We start from the raw sequence: 15,276 nt of genomic DNA, 5'->3' as shown, positions 1-15,276 counted from the left end.
GTTGATGGCAAATAATCGCAATTAAGCGCGAGAACTTATTGTCTATTCGTGCAGAATTGTGGATCATTGACAGCAGTTTGCTCTGAATATATCTCCTTAATTCAGAGCTAAGTTTTCTCTGAACAATACTAAAACAAACTTGAGGTGCTTTAGATGAGTGAAGCTGATGCTCGTCCATCAAACTTTATTCGTCAGATCATTGATAAAGATCTGGCGGATGGCAAACATACGAGTGTGCATACACGATTCCCGCCGGAGCCAAACGGCTACTTGCACATCGGCCATGCAAAATCTATCTGTTTGAATTTTGGTATTGCTCAGGACTATCAGGGTAAGTGTAATCTTCGTTTTGATGATACGAACCCTGAGAAAGAAGACATCGAATACGTTGAGTCAATCAAGAATGATGTTAGCTGGTTGGGCTTCGAATGGGATGGTGAGATCTGCTATTCATCAAACTACTTCGACAAGCTTTACCAATATGCAGTGGAACTGATTAACAAAGGCTTAGCGTATGTTGATGAGCTAAGTCCTGAGCAGATCCGCGAATACCGTGGAACGCTGACTGAGCCTGGTAAACCAAGTCCTTACCGCGATCGTTCGGTGGAAGAAAACCTCGCGCTGTTTGAAAAAATGCGTGCTGGTGGTTTTGAAGAAGGTAAGGCATGTTTGCGTGCCAAGATCGATATGGGCTCTTCCTTTATGGTGATGCGCGATCCGGTTTTGTATCGAGTACGTTTTGCTTCTCACCATCAAACGGGTGACAAGTGGTGTATCTATCCGATGTACGACTTTACCCACTGTATTTCGGATGCGTTGGAAGGGATCACCCACTCTATTTGTACGCTTGAGTTTATGGACAACCGTCGCTTGTACGACTGGGTACTGGAGAACATCACGATTGACTGTCGCCCACATCAGTATGAGTTCAGTCGTCTGAATCTCGAATACACAGTGATGTCTAAGCGTAAACTCAATCAGTTGGTGACTGAGAAGTTGGTTAATGGTTGGGATGACCCACGTATGCCGACTATCTCTGGTTTACGTCGTCGCGGCTTTACCCCAGCGTCAATTCGCGAGTTTTGCAAACGCATCGGTGTCACAAAGCAAGAGAACATGATCGAGTTCAGTTCACTGGAATCTTGTATCCGTGATGATTTGAACGAAAATGCGCCACGTGCGATGGCGGTATTGGATCCGGTGAAACTGGTGATCGAAAACTTCCCTGAAGGCGAAGTGGAAAATCTGCTGATTGCGAACCATCCAAACAAAGCCGAAATGGGCGAGCGTGAAGTACCATTCACACGTGAACTTTGGATTGAACGTGAAGACTTTCGTGAAGAAGCGAACAAAAAGTACAAGCGTTTGGTACTAGGTAAAGAAGTTCGTTTGCGTGGTGCCTACGTGATTCAAGCTGAGCGTGTTGAGAAAGACGCAGAGGGTAACATCACTACTATTTTCTGTACTTACGATGCAGATACGTTGGGTAAAAACCCTGCAGATGGTCGTAAAGTGAAAGGTGTGATTCACTGGGTGTCGGCAGACAAAGGCCTTCCTGCCGAGATTCGTCTATACGATCGCCTCTTCACTGTACCAAATCCTGCCGCGGCAGATGATTTTGCTGCAACCATCAATCCAGAGTCACTGACGGTCTTGAATGGTTTTGTCGAACCAAGCTTAGTCGAAGCGCAAGCTGAGAAGGGCTACCAGTTCGAGCGCATGGGTTATTTCTGTGCAGATGGTAAAGATTCTTCTAAAGAACACTTAGTCTTTAACCGCACGGTTGGGTTACGTGATACTTGGGCAAAGATTGACGCTGAATAAGTTCGTTATCCGGCAAGCATAATAAAAGACCAGCACAATGCTGGTCTTTTAGCTTTAGTCTCAATTTGTCCTATAAAAAAGCCGACTTTTATCGGCCGGCTTTTTTATCAATTCTTGAGTTTATGCGCGTCAGGGTCCGTTTTACATGAGCCGTCTGCGCATTTACCGTACAAGTATAAACTGTGGTTAGTCAGTTTGACGTTGTACGCGGCGGCAATTTCTTTCTGACGTTCTTCGATGAGATCATCAGAAAACTCAATCACTTCCCCACAATCGAGACAAACAAGATGGTCGTGATGATGTTGGGTGGAAAGTTCGAAAACCGATTTACCACCTTCAAAGTGATGGCGAGTGACAATACCGGCATCATCGAATTGGTTCAACACACGATATACTGTCGCAAGACCTATTTCTTCGCCAAGATCAATCAGCTTTTTATAAAGGTCTTCAGCACTGATATGTTGGCAATCTGGTTGCTGTAGTACTTCTAAAATTTTTAGCCTTGGAAGGGTAACTTTAAGCCCTGCATCCTTAAGCGCTTGGTTGTTGTCTGACATATACTTTCCCGTCGATGATCTGCCGCAGAGTACAGAATTCAATATTCAAATCATTATAGGTGAAGCAGCCTTAACAATAAACCACGAACTTCAAAGGGTTACTAGAATCTTTTTGTAAATTGTGGCTGGCTCGCTTATATTGCTCATCAGACCAGTTACAAAGTGTTAACAATAGAACTAAAGCAAGGACAGCGATGAACAAGCAACTCGCCAGGATCTATAAGCCGGGGATCGTCAAGTTTGCCCTCAATATTTGGCCGCCATTTTGGGGCGCAGGTATCCGTATTTTGCGTATTAGCGACGATTTTCGCACCGTCGATATGAAACTTAAACTGCGCTGGTGGAATAAAAATGCCAACCGCACCCAATATGGTGGCAGTATTTTCTCTCTCACTGACCCTGTTTACTCACTGATGTTGATGGGTATCTTAGGCGAGGAGTACTATGTGTGGGACAAAGAAGCGAGCATCAATTTTATCAAGCCGGGGCAGAGTGATCTTTTTGCCCAGTTCGAAATAACCCAGGCGATGCTGGACGAGATTTATGCCATGACTCGTTTTGGTGATAAGTGCTTTCCCGAGTTTATCATTCATGTCAAAGATGTTAAGGGCACGGTTGTGTCCGAAGTTCATCGTAAACTGTATGTACGAAAAAAGCCGAAATATCGTGAGCGACTTGAAGAGCAACAACAAAGTTAGTGGCCATTCGTCAGTGCGTAGTCACGGCACAGTTGCAGCCAAGCTTCACTGGTTTTTGATAGGTAGCGGTTACGATGCCAAATAGCACCCAAGCGCCAGTCAATCCCGGGGTTGATTGGCAAAACCAATACCCCCTCGGTATGGTTTCGTTTACACAGCGGTGCTGGTAAAAAGCACACACCAGTGCCACTTTTCACCAATGCGACAAGAAAATCCCACTGGCTACTGCGTGCAGCAACCTGAGGTTCGAATCCTGCCTCATGACAGCGCGAAAAAATGTGCTCACTGAGAGTGAACTCTGATGTGTAAAGGTACAAGGGTTCATTATAGAGTTCGACCCATCGAACGCTCTGCCGTGTCTTCCAGTTGATATTCTCTGGTACAACGGCGTGAATGGGGTAGTTGTCCAATTCTATGCTTTGCAGCTCATTGTTAATCTGTGGCGATAACATAGTCATGGCCACATCGATTTCTCCATTGAGCAAAGCTTGCTCAATTTTACGCCCTCCATACTCAACGACAGTCAGCTCAATGTTTGGGTAGCGTTGTCGGTATTGGCGAAACAGCCCGGCATAGAGGTGGCCAACCATAGGGGGGATCCCTAAGCGCAAATGGCCACGTCGTAACTGATCCAGATCCATCAACTCGGCTTCCAGTTCATTCATCTGAGTGAGCACGATTTGGGCTCGCTGATAGACGATCTCACCAGCCTCAGTCAGCCAAAATCGCCGTCCTTCGCGATGCAATAGTGGTTGGCCAAGTTCGCTCTCTAAATTGCGAATCATCTTACTGATGGTTGGTTGGGTAACGAACATTCGCTCGGAAGCCTTAGTAAAGCTTTGCTGTCGCACCAGTTCCACAAAATAGCGCAAACCTCTAACGTCCATATCTCCTCGCACAAAACAAAGTATGCCAATTTGGCATGGAAATAATAATTTAAAGTCATTTTATGCAGGTTTTGAGCTTGAATACAATGTGATTAATCTCTTTATTTTCAAAGTGAATCACATGGTGAAACTCAAAAATGGCTTAAAAATTTGGCTGCAGGTAGCGATGCTGTCGCTGATCTGGTTTGCGGCGGATGCGCTTGTGCGTCTGTTTAACTTGCCACTGCCTGCCAATCTCACTGGCATGCTGCTTTTGCTTCTTTTACTGTTTAGTCGGATGGTCAAGATTGAGTGGCTGCGTCTTGGTGCCAGCTGGCTCTTGGCGGAAATGTTGCTGTTTTTTGTCCCTGCGGTTGTGGTGGTGGTCAACTATCAAGAGATGATGAAGCAAGAGGGAGTGAAAATTGCCTTGGTACTGGTCATCAGCACGTCTCTGGTGATTGCAGTCACCGCTTGGGTGGTGGATAAAACCCATCGCCTAGAGCGCCTTTTAGCCCTACGCAGGCGCCGTGCATCCTATGTTACAAGAGGGCACTAATATGGAATTGACTATTTCTACTCCCGCGTTGAGTGCAATCTGTTTTGTTTTGACACTCTTGCTCTATTACGCAAGCAAATACCTTTATCGCAGAAGGCCTAGCTTGCTGTTAATGCCCCTCTTGTTGGCCCCGCTTCTTTTGGTGGTGATGGTGACGGGGTTGCATATTCCTTATCAAACCTATATGGCTGATTCACAGTGGCTACTTTGGTTACTTGGGCCTGCGACGGTTGCTTTTGCCATCCCTGTGTACGACAACCGAGTCTTGATTAAGCAGCATTGGCTGTCGCTGACAGTGGGTGTGTTGGTGTCGGTGGTTGTCGCGGTTGGCAGTACGGTTGCGTTGGCGCGTTTATTGTCTCTCCCTGAGTTGCTGCAACGCAGTTTAGCAATGCGATCCATTACCACGCCGTTTGCCGTTGAAGCGACCAAAGTCATCGGTGGGCAAAGTGAGCTTGCTGCACTGTTTGTCGTCTTGACTGGCGTGATCGGGATGGCTATGGGAGAGATCATTCTAACAAGTTTGGCCATTCGTTCTCGGCTGAGCAAAGGGGCAAGTTTAGGAGCCTCAGCCCATGGTGCAGGTACCGCGAAAGCGTATCAGCTAGGAAGTTCGGAGGGGGTGGTATCCAGTGTGGTCATGATGTTGTCTGGCATGGTGACTGTACTGCTCGCCCCTTGGATCGGTCACTTACTTTGGTAAAACGCAAAGCAAAAAAATCCCCTGTCGAAACAGGGGACTGATATCAATCTTCTAGCTCTGCGAGGCACATCTCTTCATAGATCTGTTCAACCCAGTTTTTCACGCGAGACTCGGTCAGTTCTGGCTGACGATCTTCGTCGATGCAAAGGCCAATGAACTTGCTATTGTCGCCTTCAACCAGTGCTTTCGATGCTTCGAACTCATAGCTTTCAGTAGAAGTATGGCCCAAAATCGTGCCACCTTTTGACTCAACGATATCGCGTACGGTACCCATGGCGTCACAGAAGTACTCTGCGTAGTCTTCTTGATCGCCACAACCGAAAATCGCCACCAGCTTGGTTGAGAAGTCGATTTGCTCTAATTCCGGGAAAAAATCATCCCAGTCACATTGAGCTTCGCCGTAGTACCACGTAGGAATGCCAAGAAGCAGCAGATCGAAATTATCGATGTCTTCTTTGCTGCTCTTTGCAATGTCTTGTACGTGAACGAGTTTTTTACCTAGTTGCTTTTGAATCATCTTAGCAACGGCTTCAGTATTACCTGTGTCGCTACCGAAGAAGATACCTACACTTGCCATAGAGTTTATACCTTTGATTATGTCTGTTGTGGCACGAACCTGACGGATTTAACCCAAACCAGTGCCTTCCCAGCTAAGCTGAATGAGCCCTTTTGCGATAAAACCAGCACAGCCAAGGAAAAGTACCAACCATACAATACGACGACCAAAAACGGGAACATTACCTTGCTGCAACACATCTTTAATGGCCATACCAATAAGAAAGAAGATAGACGCAAAAAGAAGGTCGAGTCCAATCGATTCCAGCATGTTCATGTAGTCGTAAAGCATGATGTCCCTTAGTGCCAATTTAGCTTGCGCGCACTATATCACTGTTGGACAACAAAGTTAATGCACGCAGCACCTGCGAAGGCCAATAAAATGACGTCACTTTTCTGATTTGTTAACTGACAATAAATTTTCGGATCGCACGTAACACTTCTGCTGGTTTTTCAGCATGCAGCCAGTGCCCCGTATTGGCAATCACATGCGCTTTTGCCTGTGTGAACTGCTGCACAACGGCGGCCTGATGTTCATTCTGCAGATAGGGAGAATCCCCCCCTTTGACAAATAGCGTTGGGATATCTGTCTGTGGGATAGGCTCCCAGCCTAGAATGGCGTCGTAGTTGTTGATCAATGAGTCAACATTGAAGCGCCAAGCGAGATGGCCGTCTTGATTATAAAGTGATTTGGCAAGAAATTGCCTTACGCCATCCAAAGCAATGTGCTTGGCAAGTAAATCAAGTGCTTGGCTGCGGCTGGTCGGCTTATGCTGAATCACGGAATGTAATCCTTGGAACACATCGTCATGGCGTCTGACTTGATAGGCTACTGGTGCCATGTCCAAAACGATGAGCTGTGAGACGATTTGTGGTGCAATGGCGGCCAATTTCATCGCTACCTTGGCTCCCATCGAGTGGCCAATCACGACAGCATGGTCAATCGAAAGCGCCTCCATAGTGGTTAGCACGTCTTGAGCCATGAGTTGGTAATCATGTTGCTGGCTGTGGAAGGAGAGGCCGTGGTTACGTAGATCCAAACTAAGGACTCGGTGATCAGAAACCAGCTCTCGGGCAAGCAGGCCAAGGTTACTTAAACTGCCAAATAAGCCGTGAAGTAAAACAATGGTTTGTCCTTCACCTTCAAGTTTGTAGTTGAGCAATGATGACATTTTATCTTATTCGTGATGGGTTTAACGTGGAGTATCCGAAAGGATCTCGTTATAATCTCCCAGAGTTTAAACATTGAGATTGTGAAAAGCGAATGAAAACAATTGAGGTTGATGAGGATCTGTACCGTTTTATTGCAAGTCAAACCCAACACATTGGTGAAAGTGCGTCAGACATTCTACGCCGCTTGTTAAATGTGGACGGTAAACCGGTCATCATTACACAAGTTGCTGAACCCAAAGGCATTGTAGTTAGCAAAGATGCAGGCAAAGCCTCCCAGATTGACGGTGTGAAAGAGATGCGCTCGCTGTTGATATCCGACGAGTTTGCTTCATTAAAGAAAGCGATTGATCGCTTTATGTTGGTTCTAACGACTTTGCATCGTATCAACCCTGAAAGTTTTGCTCAGGCAACCAAAGTGAAAGGTCGTAAGCGTTTCTACTTTGCGGATAACGAAGCGACGCTGCTGGAAAACGGCAATACCACCAAACCCAAAGCGATTCCACATACGGGCTTTTGGGTCATCACCAACAGCAATACCAGTCGTAAACGACAGATGGTGGAACAGGTGATGACGCATATGGAATTTCAGCCCGATTTAATTGAAAAAGTAACAGGGTCGATATAAGAAACCTGATAGAAGCCTCATAATGCGCACAGTGATGCCGATATTATGAGGCTTTTTTGTTTGATTAATTTTTAAGAAAGGATGTCAATAATGGCTATGCACCCTCGGGCAGGGCAAAAAGCTCTGCAAGAAGATCTTCACAATATTCCTGCTTTAGTCGCTAACTATTTTTTGATGCAACCGGATGCATATAACCCTGCGCATAAAGTTGAGTTCGGTACCTCGGGCCATCGTGGCTGCGCAGATAAATGCACTTTTAATGAACACCATATTTTAGCCATTGCGCAAGCGGTCGCTGAAGTGCGTGTTGAGCAGGGAACCAAAGGCCCACTGTTTATCGGTAAAGACACTCATGCGCTCTCTGAGCCCGCCTTTGCAACGGTTGTGGAAGTGCTGGTGGCCAATGGAGTGCAAGTGATTGTTCAGGCAGAAAATGGCTATACACCGACGCCAGGCATCTCACACGCCATTTTGACCTACAACCAGAAACATGCAGACAAAGCCGATGGCATTGTGATTACGCCATCGCACAATCCGCCGCAAGATGGCGGCATCAAGTACAACCCGGTTCACGGCGGCCCAGCCGAAGGCGAGCTCACTCAGGCGATTGAAAATCGTGCCAATCAGTTGATCGCTGAAGGCCTACAAGGTGTGAAGCGTATGCCTTTGCTCGAAGCGAAAGCATCAACACTGTTTGTAGAGCAAGATCTGGTTAAGCCCTACGTGGATGATTTGGTCAATGTGATTGATATGGAAGCGATCCAAAACGCCAATCTCAAGATCGGTGTGGATCCGCTCGGTGGCAGTGGCATTGACTATTGGCGCCAAATTGCTAAAGCGTACAATCTCAATCTCACCTTGGTGAGCGAAGCGATAGATCCTTCCTTCCAGTTCATGTCTCTCGACAAAGATGGCGTGGTGCGTATGGACTGCTCTTCACCTTACGCGATGGCTGGGTTACTGGCGTTGAAAGACGACTACGATCTGGCGTTTGGTAATGACCCAGACTACGATCGTCATGGTATTGTCACGCCAAAAGGCTTGATGAATCCTAACCACTTCTTAGCGGTGTGTATTGACTATTTATACCGCCATCGTCAAGGTTGGGCGGCGGATGTCGCTGTCGGCAAAACACTCGTTTCCAGTGCGATGATTGACCGCGTGGTGGCTGATCTTGGCCGTGAGCTGTGTGAAGTGCCCGTGGGCTTTAAGTGGTTTGTTGACGGTCTATATACTGGCAAGTTCGGATTTGGTGGTGAAGAGAGCGCTGGTGCTTCTTTCCTACGTAAAGATGGTACGCCTTGGTCAACCGACAAAGATGGCATCATTTTGTGTTTATTGGCGGCTGAAATCACGGCTGTGACGGGCAAGAACCCGCAGCAGTACTATGAAGAGCTCGCAGCCAAGCATGGTGAATCACAGTATAGCCGTATTCAAGCAGTGGCAAATGGCCCGCAGAAAGACGTTCTCAAGAAACTGTCTGCTGAAATGGTTAGTGCAACAACGTTGGCTGGTGATGAGATTACCGCGCGATTAACTCATGCGCCAGGTAATGGTGCGGCCATCGGTGGCCTAAAAGTGACCACCGCGAATGGCTGGTTTGCCGCTCGCCCATCAGGCACAGAAGACATCTACAAGATTTACTGTGAAAGCTTTAAAGGCGCAGAGCACCTGAAGCAAATCGAAGCTGAAGCGCAGCAGATCGTCAATCAAGTCTTTGCCGACGCGGGTTTATAAGCTGCAACCTACTTGCCTCAATATCAACCCCAGAGCTCAGCTCTGGGGTTTTTGTTACCAGCACATCAGCATAGAGAATCTCCACTCGGTGGAATCAATCCGCATGTTTATCCATGCGGCCAGTTGTCTGGCACGATAAACCAGAACTGACCATTTCGGCTTTGGGCGTGGATAAAGCGTTTTTGCGGCTTTTCGACTGCGGGCGCGTCAGCCGCTGCCATGCCGCCGGCCGCCCAATCCGCTTTCGATAACTCATACAGTGGTTGGTTGATTTGCGGCCATTGGTGGGCGAAACACCAATAACCGGCGATAGTGTTTGGGTTGATTGGATAGCCAAGACAATGGGTCGGTATGTCTTGTGGCAAAAAAGGGTTGATGTACAAACGGCCTTGCATGAGTAAGCGTGGTTGGCTGTCTTGATACTGTCCGTATTGTTGCAAAAAAGCCGTCGAAGAGCTCATCTTAAGCTGATGATTGAGCATGTGATCGAGTTTTTTGTCCAAGCGATCTTGGGCGTTGGGGCCATACCATTTGCCGTCTAGCAGCAGATAAAACTTAATCGCCACTTCCCAGTGCTCAAATTGACCACTTTCTCGGTTAAGCAAAAGAAAATCTAACGCACCAAGCGTCTTCCCATTGCTTTGAAGTTGCACTTCTTCGAGCTCAATCTGGTACTGGGTCGACTGTCGCAACAGTTTTGAGCACAGGTACTGATAGAGAAAACCAAGCCGAGCATTTCCTTGATAAGGTTCGATATCGTTTGGCACCGTGGCGTTTAAGTGGGAGACGCTGACAAAAGGTAAACGGGTCTCAAATAACGAGGGTGAGGAGGTAATCCATTGATAAAATCGCGTAACAGAGCTCATCGTTGATCCACAATGTCGATATTGAGCCACCATTGTATTGCTTATTGGCTTGAGTATACACTTTGCGGTGAAGACAAAATCTGGATGTGAAGATGAACAACTTAGAACTGGAAAAAATTCTTAACGATAAGCTTTCCGCATCGCTAATAAAAGATTACTGCCCAAATGGTTTACAGGTGGAAGGGAAAGCGGAAATCCGCAAAGTGATTACTGGCGTAACGGCTTCTCAAGCTTTGATAGAGCAAGCGGTCGAGAAAGGCGCCGATGCCGTGTTAGTCCATCACGGCTATTTTTGGAAAGGCGAGCCAGAGCCCATTCGAGGCATGAAAGGAAATCGCATTCGCACCCTGATGCGGCACGACATCAATCTATTGGCGTATCACTTACCACTCGATATCCATCCACAACTAGGCAACAATGCACAACTGGCCAATCTACTCGATATCGAAGTCGAAGGTGGATTGGAAGGGCACGCCCAATCCGTGGCTATGTTTGGCCGTTTGCGACAAGCGATGAGGGCCGAGGCGTTTGCAGACAAGATCACTCGAACTCTATCGCGTCAGCCACTGCATATCGCGTCAGAACGTGGACAACGCATTGAAACGATTGGTTGGTGTACTGGCGGTGGGCAAGATTTTATTGAACTGGCCGCTCAACGGGGGTTGGATGCTTATCTCTCTGGAGAAATTTCAGAGCGCACGACCTACAGCGCGCGTGAAATGGGGATTCACTACTTTTCGGCTGGGCATCATGCTACCGAACGTTATGGCATCAAAGCTCTAGGCGAATGGTTAACGCAAGAGCACGGTTTAGACGTTGAATTCATCGATATCGACAATCCAGTATAAAGCGCTGGAACGGTCAAAAAGAGAAAGGGCTGAGACTTGCATCTCAACCCTTTATTTTTATTCAACCTGTTATTGGCGCTCGTGCATAGGTTTGAAATCGCGCTGCTCTTCACCAGTATAGAGCTGGCGAGGACGGCCAATGCGATTGAGTGGATCGCTGTGCATTTCGTTCCAATGCGCAATCCAGCCGATAGTGCGCGAGATGGCGAAGATAACGGTAAACATTGAGACAGGAATACCGATCGCTTTGAGGATAATACCTGAGTAGAAGTCTACGTTCGGGTACAGCTTCTTAGAGACAAAGTATTCGTCTGACAGGGCAATGCGCTCAAGCTCCATCGCGACATCCAAGAGCGGATCTTTGATGTTGAGCTCTTTTAGCACTTCGTGACAGGTTTCACGCATCACGGTTGCACGTGGGTCGTAATTCTTATACACGCGGTGACCAAAGCCCATCAGACGGAATGGATCGTCCTTGTCCTTCGCGCGTTCCACGTACATTGGGATGTTATCGACCGAGCCGATCTCTTCCAACATCTTCAGACACGCCTCATTGGCACCACCGTGAGCAGGACCCCATAGAGAAGCAATACCTGCGGCAATACACGCAAACGGGTTTGCCCCCGAAGAGCCAGCGAGACGCACGGTGGAAGTTGAAGCGTTTTGTTCGTGATCTGCATGCAGAGTAAAGATTTTATCCATTGCACGCGCGACGACTGGGTTCACTTCGTATTCTTCACATGGGTTTGCAAACATCATGTGCAGGAAGTTTTCAGCGTAAGTCAGGTCATTGCGTGGATAGATAAAAGGCTGACCAATCGAATATTTGTAACACATGGCCGCCAGCGTTGGCATTTTAGACAGCAGACGATAAGCGGTGATTTCTCGGTGCAAATCGTTATTGATGTCTAAAGAGTCATGATAGAAGGCTGCCAGAGCGCCGACCACGCCACACATCACCGCCATTGGGTGAGCGTCACGACGGAAGCCATGGAAGAAGCTGGCAATCTGTTCGTGCACCATAGTGTGACGTGTCACGGTTGTTCTGAATTTCTCGTATTCCTCACGTGTAGGGGCTTCACCGTAAAGTAGAATATAACAAACCTCTAAGTAATCAGCGTTGTTGGCTAACTGATCAATAGGGAACCCGCGGTGCAAAAGAATACCTTTGCCGCCGTCGATGTATGTTATTTGCGATTCACAAGATGCAGTGGCAAGAAAACCGGGGTCAAATGTGAAATAGCCGTTTGCTCCCAGTGTACGAACATCAATTACAGGGGTACCTAGTGCACCTTCCATAATTGGCAGTTCGATTGGCGCTTTGCCTTCGATGTGAAGGGTAGCTTTCTTATCTGCCATAACAATCTCCTTTGTTTATTATTTAATCCGTCCAGGATGTTTGTGTGCCATTTTTGTACTGGTGTTAAAGATTAAAGTCAATTGTTCTGCCTTTTTGTGTGCACTCAATATGATTTTTTACATAAAAATCGTTAAAAATCTGTTCTGTGTAGCATAATTTGTTACATCAATTGTATTAGAATGTTGCCAGCCGTATAGTGGCGCAGAAATTTTTGGTTAAATCCTTATAAATTCGGGGCTAGAAACAAAGGTGAGGTGTTTTTTTTAGTCTCGTTGTTAACAAGAGTTTTACATTTAAATCGATTATATGTCGTGGAAGGTGTTAAATAAATGTTAACTTTTGTGGGGTTGAGGGCCAAAATTCGTTAATAACAATAAATGCTCAATGGAGCTGAGTGAGCAAGCCCGTGAAAGAAAGAAAGTCAAGACCTGTTAATTTAGATTTGCAGACCATTCGCTTTCCTATCACCGCAATCGCATCCATCCTGCATCGTGTATCTGGGGTGATTACGTTTGTCGCGATAGGCATACTGCTATGGCTACTATCCATTTCCCTGTCATCCCCTGTCGGATTCATGCAAGCGAGCGACATCGTCGATAGCTTTGTCGTGAAATTCGTGTTGTGGGGCATCCTAACTGCATTGGCCTACCACATTGCTGGCGGTATTCGTCATCTCATGATGGATCTTGGTCATTTTGAAGAGCTTGAATCTGGCGCCATGAGTGCCAAGGTTGCATTCGGCGCGACAGCCGTGCTTTCAGTTTTGGCGGGGATCTTAGTATGGTAAAACACGTTTCCTCATTTGGTCGTAACGGGGTACACGATTTCCTCCTGATCCGTGCTACGGCCATCATAATGACACTCTACACAATTTATCTGGTGAGCTTTTGTGCTTTCACGGATATTTCCTACGCATCCTGGACCCAATTTTTCGGTGGCACCTTTACTAAGGTTTTCACCATGCTGGCATTGGTCTGTGTGCTGATTCATGCCTGGATTGGTTTATGGCAGGTTCTGACTGACTACATCAAATGCGCTAAGTTGCGTGGTGGCCTTCAGTTAGCCGTTATTGCCGTGCTGTTCGGATATTTCTTCTCTGGTCTATTTGTGTTGTGGGGTGCGTAAGTGTCTATTCCAGTTCGTGAGTTTGACGCCGTTGTGATCGGCGCAGGTGGTGCAGGTATGCGCGCTGCACTACAAATTTCAGAGCAAGGCCTAACTTGTGCATTGCTATCAAAAGTGTTTCCTACTCGTTCTCATACCGTTTCAGCTCAGGGTGGTATTACGGTTGCACTAGGAAACTCACACAAAGACGATTGGCAGTGGCACATGTATGACACGGTCAAAGGTTCCGACTACATCGGTGACCAAAATGCCATTGAGTACATGTGTAAGAACGGCCCTGAGTCGGTGATTGAGCTAGAGAAGATGGGGTTGCCATTCTCTCGCTTTGAAAACGGATCAATCTATCAGCGTCCTTTTGGTGGCCAGTCAAAAGAGTTCGGTGGTGAGCAAGCGGCTCGTACTGCTGCTGCTGCTGACCGTACTGGTCACGCTCTGCTGCATACGCTTTATCAGCAAAACGTAAAACATAAGACCACTATTTTTTCAGAATGGTATGCGCTTGATCTAGTGAAAAACCAAGATGGCGCTATCTTAGGCTGTACAGCATTGTGCATGGAAACGGGCGAAATTTGTTATTTCAAAGCCAAAGCGACCGTATTAGCAACAGGCGGTGCAGGCCGTATTTATGCATCAACCACTAACGCACACATCAACACGGGCGATGGCGTGGGTATGGCACTGCGTGCTGGTGTTCCGATGCAAGATATGGAAATGTGGCAATTCCACCCAACGGGCATCGCTGGTGCAGGTGTTTTGGTGACGGAAGGTTGCCGTGGCGAGGGTGGTTACCTTCTCAATAAAGATGGTGAGCGTTTCATGGAACGTTATGCACCAAATGCCAAAGATTTGGCTGGCCGTGATGTGGTTGCTCGCTCAATGATGATCGAAATCCGTGAAGGTCGTGGTTGTGACGGCCCTTGGGGTCCACATATCAAGTTGAAGCTCGATCACTTGGGCAAAGATGTACTTGAATCGCGTCTGCCTGGTATCTGTGAGCTTTCTCGTACTTTCGCTCACGTCGATCCAGTGAAAGAGCCGATTCCGGTTATCCCAACCTGTCACTACATGATGGGTGGTGTACCAACTCAAGTTTCTGGTCAGGCGATTAAACAGCTGGCGGACGGCACTGACGTAGAGGTTCAGGGCTTGTTCGCGTGTGGTGAAATCGCTTCTGTATCGGTACACGGAGCGAACCGTTTAGGCGGTAACTCGCTACTCGATCTGGTGGTCTTTGGCCGTGCAACGGGTCTTCACTTAGGTGAAACGCTGGCAGCACAAGCAGAAGCACGCTCAGCGACCGCTTCTGACGTCGAAGCGTCACTTTCTCGCTACATGCGCTGGGAAAACAGCACGGGTGGCGAAGATCCGGTGCAAATCCGTAAAGACCTACAACGTTGCATGCAAAATAGCTTCTCGGTGTTCCGTGAAGGTGAAGCCATGGCGCAAGGTTTAGAAGAACTGAAAGTGATTCGCGAACGTTTGAAAAATGCCCATCTGTCAGACAAGTCTACCGAGTTCAACACGCAGCGTATTGAGTGCTTAGAACTGGATAACTTGATGGAAACGGCATTCTCAACGGCAGTGGCAGCAAACTACCGTACGGAAAGTCGTGGGGCTCACGCTCGTTTCGACTACCCAGATCGTGACGATGAAAACTGGCTATACCACTCTATCTATAATCCGGAAACTGAACAGATGACCAAACGCGACGTAAACATGTCTCCAGTTCATCGTGATGCTTTCCCACCGAAAGTACGTACATACTAAGGGAGGACTAAAA

17 protein-coding genes are annotated in these 15,276 nt (G+C 47.3%); 10 read left to right on the top strand and 7 right to left on the bottom strand.

Features of this window, described 5'->3' with window-relative positions; all coding sequences use genetic code 11:
- Nucleotides 1-153 precede the first annotated feature (153 nt).
- Nucleotides 154-1,824 (top strand): glutamine--tRNA ligase, encoded by a 1,671-nt coding sequence (gene glnS / locus UF06_RS14205; protein WP_045571020.1) that lies wholly within the window; start codon nucleotides 154-156, stop codon nucleotides 1,822-1,824.
- Between the two features lie 107 nt (nucleotides 1,825-1,931).
- Here the strand turns inward: glnS and fcrX are convergent, their stop codons facing one another.
- The gene (fcrX, locus tag UF06_RS14200; RefSeq protein ID WP_045571019.1) at nucleotides 1,932-2,381 is read right to left on the bottom strand and encodes a ferric iron uptake transcriptional regulator FcrX; all 450 of its coding nucleotides are present in this window, start codon (nucleotides 2,379-2,381) and stop codon (nucleotides 1,932-1,934) included.
- Between the two features lie 194 nt (nucleotides 2,382-2,575).
- Here fcrX and UF06_RS14195 point away from each other — a divergent pair, with 194 nt between their 5' ends.
- Nucleotides 2,576-3,079, top strand: a complete 504-nt coding sequence (locus tag UF06_RS14195; protein WP_045571018.1) for a DUF4442 domain-containing protein — start codon at nucleotides 2,576-2,578, stop codon at nucleotides 3,077-3,079.
- Here the strand turns inward: UF06_RS14195 and UF06_RS14190 are convergent.
- The gene (locus UF06_RS14190; RefSeq protein WP_045571017.1) at nucleotides 3,076-3,966 is read right to left on the bottom strand and encodes a LysR family transcriptional regulator; all 891 of its coding nucleotides are present in this window, start codon (nucleotides 3,964-3,966) and stop codon (nucleotides 3,076-3,078) included. The two genes, UF06_RS14195 and UF06_RS14190, sit on opposite strands and share 4 nt — an antisense overlap.
- Before the next feature lie 121 nt (nucleotides 3,967-4,087).
- Between UF06_RS14190 and UF06_RS14185 the strand changes: the two genes are divergently transcribed.
- Together UF06_RS14185 and UF06_RS14180 are read left to right on the top strand one after the other, a co-directional pair.
- A complete protein-coding gene (locus UF06_RS14185; RefSeq protein WP_045571056.1) occupies nucleotides 4,088-4,504 on the top strand; it encodes a CidA/LrgA family protein in 417 nt (138 codons plus the stop codon).
- Nucleotides 4,505-4,517: 13 nt separating this feature from the next.
- Nucleotides 4,518-5,207: an LrgB family protein gene (locus UF06_RS14180; RefSeq protein WP_139046363.1), complete on the top strand. Its 690-nt coding sequence runs from the start codon at nucleotides 4,518-4,520 to the stop codon at nucleotides 5,205-5,207.
- Nucleotides 5,208-5,250: 43 nt separating this feature from the next.
- Here UF06_RS14180 and fldA read toward each other — a convergent pair whose 3' ends face one another.
- From fldA to UF06_RS14165, 3 genes are all read right to left on the bottom strand, one after another.
- Nucleotides 5,251-5,784, bottom strand: coding sequence for a flavodoxin FldA (fldA, locus tag UF06_RS14175; protein WP_039424787.1), 534 nt, complete (start codon nucleotides 5,782-5,784; stop codon nucleotides 5,251-5,253).
- Nucleotides 5,785-5,832: 48 nt separating this feature from the next.
- Complete coding sequence (locus tag UF06_RS14170; protein ID WP_045571015.1) at nucleotides 5,833-6,054, bottom strand: DUF2788 domain-containing protein; 222 nt, start codon at nucleotides 6,052-6,054, stop codon at nucleotides 5,833-5,835.
- Between the two features lie 112 nt (nucleotides 6,055-6,166).
- Nucleotides 6,167-6,934 carry an alpha/beta fold hydrolase gene (locus UF06_RS14165; protein ID WP_045571014.1) on the bottom strand — a complete coding sequence of 256 codons (768 nt, stop codon included), beginning with the start codon at nucleotides 6,932-6,934 and terminating at the stop codon, nucleotides 6,167-6,169.
- A gap of 92 nt (nucleotides 6,935-7,026) precedes the next feature.
- Here UF06_RS14165 and seqA point away from each other — a divergent pair, with 92 nt between their 5' ends.
- Both seqA and pgm read left to right on the top strand, forming a co-directional pair.
- Nucleotides 7,027-7,560, top strand: coding sequence for a replication initiation negative regulator SeqA (gene seqA, locus UF06_RS14160; protein ID WP_045571013.1), 534 nt, complete (start codon nucleotides 7,027-7,029; stop codon nucleotides 7,558-7,560).
- A gap of 90 nt (nucleotides 7,561-7,650) precedes the next feature.
- On the top strand, nucleotides 7,651-9,297 hold the full coding sequence (gene pgm, locus UF06_RS14155) for a phosphoglucomutase (alpha-D-glucose-1,6-bisphosphate-dependent) (RefSeq protein WP_045571012.1): 1,647 nt from the start codon (nucleotides 7,651-7,653) through the stop codon (nucleotides 9,295-9,297).
- Nucleotides 9,298-9,404: 107 nt separating this feature from the next.
- Here the strand turns inward: pgm and UF06_RS14150 are convergent, their stop codons facing one another.
- Nucleotides 9,405-10,163 carry a DUF1853 family protein gene (locus UF06_RS14150; protein WP_045571011.1) on the bottom strand — a complete coding sequence of 253 codons (759 nt, stop codon included), beginning with the start codon at nucleotides 10,161-10,163 and terminating at the stop codon, nucleotides 9,405-9,407.
- Between the two features lie 92 nt (nucleotides 10,164-10,255).
- On the opposite strand from UF06_RS14150, the gene UF06_RS14145 reads away from it, so the two are divergent.
- Nucleotides 10,256-11,011: a Nif3-like dinuclear metal center hexameric protein gene (locus tag UF06_RS14145; RefSeq protein ID WP_045571010.1), complete on the top strand. Its 756-nt coding sequence runs from the start codon at nucleotides 10,256-10,258 to the stop codon at nucleotides 11,009-11,011.
- Between the two features lie 69 nt (nucleotides 11,012-11,080).
- Here UF06_RS14145 and UF06_RS14140 read toward each other — a convergent pair whose 3' ends face one another.
- A complete protein-coding gene (locus UF06_RS14140) occupies nucleotides 11,081-12,370 on the bottom strand; it encodes a citrate synthase (protein ID WP_039424809.1) in 1,290 nt (429 codons plus the stop codon).
- Between the two features lie 395 nt (nucleotides 12,371-12,765).
- Here UF06_RS14140 and sdhC point away from each other — a divergent pair, with 395 nt between their 5' ends.
- From sdhC to sdhA, 3 genes are read left to right on the top strand one after another with little or no spacing between them, the layout of a single operon-like run.
- Nucleotides 12,766-13,158 carry a succinate dehydrogenase cytochrome b556 subunit gene (sdhC, locus tag UF06_RS14135; RefSeq protein ID WP_045571009.1) on the top strand — a complete coding sequence of 131 codons (393 nt, stop codon included), beginning with the start codon at nucleotides 12,766-12,768 and terminating at the stop codon, nucleotides 13,156-13,158.
- Entirely contained in the window at nucleotides 13,152-13,496 is a 345-nt protein-coding gene (gene sdhD / locus UF06_RS14130; protein ID WP_039433926.1) for a succinate dehydrogenase, hydrophobic membrane anchor protein, read from the top strand. Before sdhC ends, sdhD begins: the two co-directional genes overlap by 7 nt.
- On the top strand, nucleotides 13,497-15,263 hold the full coding sequence (gene sdhA, locus UF06_RS14125) for a succinate dehydrogenase flavoprotein subunit (RefSeq protein WP_045571008.1): 1,767 nt from the start codon (nucleotides 13,497-13,499) through the stop codon (nucleotides 15,261-15,263).
- Nucleotides 15,264-15,276 lie beyond the last annotated feature (13 nt).

Source organism: Vibrio sp. S234-5, from assembly GCF_000960595.1.
Lineage (GTDB): Bacteria > Pseudomonadota > Gammaproteobacteria > Enterobacterales > Vibrionaceae > Vibrio.
This window is presented reverse-complemented; position numbering and strand designations above follow the sequence as displayed.